Source organism: Veillonella sp. (assembly GCF_019414865.1).
Lineage (GTDB): Bacteria > Bacillota > Negativicutes > Veillonellales > Veillonellaceae > Veillonella.
On record NZ_DXLG01000154.1, the window covers coordinates 1 to 3,250 of the forward strand.

Genomic DNA, 3,250 nt, shown 5'->3' on the forward strand with positions numbered 1-3,250 from the left:
GTTTAACTGATAAAAGGAATTTAGAATCATTAGGTAATAAAGCTCTACTAGAAAAGTCTATTAATATTCGTGCATCAGATTATCGATTTATAGATAAATTAAAATATTATAAGGGGTTTGTAACTGATAAAGGCAAAGTTAGAGAAGGTACAAAAAATAAGGAATTATTTGACTTATCATCTAATTCTAATGATTTTAAAGAAACAGATATTATAGAACGAAAAAATCTAATTATTTCTACCTTTATTGATTATCTTCGTCAGAATGATTTATTACTTAAATAAAAAATATGCTCTAATTAGTTTAGAGAGTTTTCAAAAATAGCGAATTAATAGAGTAAAGGAATGTTGTATTGCGACTATATTCTTATAATTAGAGGTCCTATGAAAACGACAAAATCTTTTGGTGAGTATCCCAAATATTCTCTCCATGATGCAAGGGTCCAAAAAATAGCATACGCAGATGGTAATTTAACTTTTACCTTTGATTATATTTTTTCTTATGAGAATGGTATTGAACAAACTCATAAGGCCAAGATTGTATTTGAGAAATGTGATGTTGATGATCTAGAAATTCTCGTCTTTAATAGTACAATATTAGATACTTTTACAGGTAAAAGAATTGAGTTACCTCAGTATCAGCAGGAGTATAGTGAAAGTGAGTTTGAGGTCATTACGGAGACCTATAACTGGGGTCGAGCTGTGCTGCAGGGTTGGTTATGCAGCGAAGGGAATCCCGTACATTGTATAATGAACATCTACTTTACAGGTGATATGGTATATGTAGTTGATGAGGCTTGAAATGAGCGATTTAGATTTTACTATTTGCTGTACAGTTACTTTCTACAGTAAGAAGAGGGGAACTCCACCAAATTTAAATATTGGAAAGTATTGCCCTCATCTTGTTATAAAGGGCTCTGATCAGCTGTTAGGTGTAAACTTTATTGATGGTGAAGATATCATCTTTGATAAACCAATACGTGCCAATGCGTTGCCAGTAAACGAAGATATAGATTATTCTGCTCTACAAGCAGGTACTGAGTTCTTTATCATGGAAGGCGGCAATGTTGTTGGTGAAGGGATTGTAAAAGAAATCTTTCAGCATAAACCGTATGGGAAGAAATAATGGTAGAGTATTATATCCGTTGGAGTTTATATGATTCAAATTGTTGATGGCAAACCGTATTTAGATCAAGTAAAAGAGTTGATTACAGAGTATACTCAGTGGCTTGGTCGTGATTTGTCTTTTCAGAATTTAGATAAGGAATTAGCAGATATAGCAGAGAAATATACGGCGCCAAATGGTGAATTATTGGTTGCTATCGATGATAATGATGTGGTGCTTGGCATGGTAGCGTATTATCAGCATAGCGATACTCGTTGTGAAATGAAACGCCTCTATGTGCGTCCCGAGGGTCGTGGTCATGATCTTGGTGATCGTCTGATTGAAAGTATTATGGACCATGCTAAGGCCTCTGGGTATAAAGAAATGGTGCTAGATACAATTGAACCGTTGCAAGCAGCAATCCATTTGTATAAGAAGCATGGCTTTGTTGAATGCGAGCCGTATTATCATAACCCTATGGATGATGTTATCTATATGAGCAAACGATTGTAGTAATAAAATATGTTTTGCACTTATAATTTAGGAGCGCTTTAGCATGAATAAACAACAGGCAAAAGGATACCTTTTAGAGGTAGTGTTATCAAAGTTAATTGAAGTAAATGGATATGAAGTAATTACAGATGAGAATATTGGTAATACTGATGAATTTAAAAGTTGTGGCCGTAATGGATTAAAAGTTAAAGGACGTGGCGGTTATCACCAGTTTGATACGCTAGGAACATTTAGAGTCACTCCTCCTTTTATTTATCCATTAAGGTTGTTTGTAGAAGCTAAGTTTTATTCATCAGATAGACCAGTTGGCATTGAGAAAGTCAGAATGGGAGTGGGAATTCTTGATGATATTAATACTAATTATTCAACTGTAAATATGACATTGTCCGAGTTATTTCTTGCTAGGTATAACTATCATTATGCGATATTTTCAACGTCTGGATTTTCTAATGATGCACAACGTTATGCTATTGCACATAAGATACATTTAATTGATTTATCAGGTCGTGAATATAAATTTATTACAGACTCTATTGAGAATATTGTTGATATATTAATGTTCGATACTAACGATATAGAAAAGAACTTGTTTAAAACATTCAAAAGAAGCTTTTCCTATTTAATTCACACAGAAGAAATTGATGAATGGAATTATGAACAAGCCCTTGAATGTATTGGTAATGCATCATTAGCAGAATTAATATTATCTTTAAGGGATAATATTAAGGGCAAATATATATTTTTAGCTACAATAAATAGTGTGAATATGATTCCCCTATTTGCAGACGAATCTTTCAATGAGTTACTAAATAGTAATCCACATCAAAACATTTCAATTCATTTTAATCAAGAAAACAGTGATGAATGGGTTATAGTACCAATAGATAATAATGGTAATGAGATTAGAAGTCTTAGCGCACGATTTACTCTTCCTGAGTTATTTAGTAAATACATGAAAGATGATTTCAAAAAAGCAATGTATATGAAGGAAAAGATATTTTCTAAAATAGTGTTTATTGCTTATCTAGATAAGACGAATCCTACACTATGTACGTTAACTTTTGATAAATCTACTACGTTATTAAATCCTTGGTGATTTTGAATTACATAAAGGAGCTTTTATGACAATTACCTATACCGAAGAAAAGAAATTTACCCCTCAGCAAGTAGCAGATTTATTTCTGTCTGTTCGTTGGGTAGTTGGTAAATATCCTGACCGTCTACACAAGGCTCTTATAAATTCATCTCGTGTAATTTCTGCGTGGGATGGTGACCGTTTAGTCAGTCTTATTCGTGTCATGGATGATAGTGAGCTAGTATGTTTCATAAATTATGTACTGGTTCATCCCGATTATCAGGGGCATGGCATTGCAGGTCATTTGCTGGAAATGGTGAAGGAGGCTTACAAGTCTTACTTGTACATTAATGTTATGATTGGCGATAGTACCAATGCAGTTTTCTATGAAAAGCACGGTTTTAAAGTAAAAGAGAATTCCTTACCAATGCAGTATCGTAATGTACCTAAATATACGAAAATATAAGGAATTAAACTCTAATAAAGTGATTGGAAAAATCATCTATTATATTAAAAGCTTACAAAGATTGTATAGCAGTATTATTTGTTGTTATATTT

6 protein-coding genes are annotated in these 3,250 nt (G+C 32.8%); all 6 read left to right on the top strand.

Translation table 11 applies throughout. The annotated features are described in order from the left end of the window. On the top strand, positions 1 to 284 hold a 284-nt coding region (locus tag QZ334_RS07615), incomplete at its 5' end, for a hypothetical protein (RefSeq protein WP_295233341.1). Between the two features lie 99 nt (positions 285 to 383). Next, positions 384 to 800 carry a hypothetical protein gene (locus QZ334_RS07620; protein WP_295233344.1) on the top strand — a complete coding sequence of 139 codons (417 nt, stop codon included), beginning with the start codon at positions 384 to 386 and terminating at the stop codon, positions 798 to 800. 1 nt (position 801) lies between these two features. After that, on the top strand, positions 802 to 1,125 hold the full coding sequence (locus QZ334_RS07625; RefSeq protein WP_295233346.1) for a hypothetical protein: 324 nt from the start codon (positions 802 to 804) through the stop codon (positions 1,123 to 1,125). A 30-nt stretch (positions 1,126 to 1,155) separates the two neighbouring features. Further along, the gene (locus tag QZ334_RS07630; protein WP_295233347.1) at positions 1,156 to 1,617 is read left to right on the top strand and encodes a GNAT family N-acetyltransferase; all 462 of its coding nucleotides are present in this window, start codon (positions 1,156 to 1,158) and stop codon (positions 1,615 to 1,617) included. Positions 1,618 to 1,660: 43 nt separating this feature from the next. Continuing rightward, a complete protein-coding gene (locus tag QZ334_RS07635; protein ID WP_295233349.1) occupies positions 1,661 to 2,713 on the top strand; it encodes a hypothetical protein in 1,053 nt (350 codons plus the stop codon). Positions 2,714 to 2,738: 25 nt separating this feature from the next. Then, positions 2,739 to 3,158, top strand: coding sequence for a GNAT family N-acetyltransferase (locus QZ334_RS07640; protein ID WP_295233351.1), 420 nt, complete (start codon positions 2,739 to 2,741; stop codon positions 3,156 to 3,158). The last annotated feature ends 92 nt before the right edge of the window (positions 3,159 to 3,250 follow it).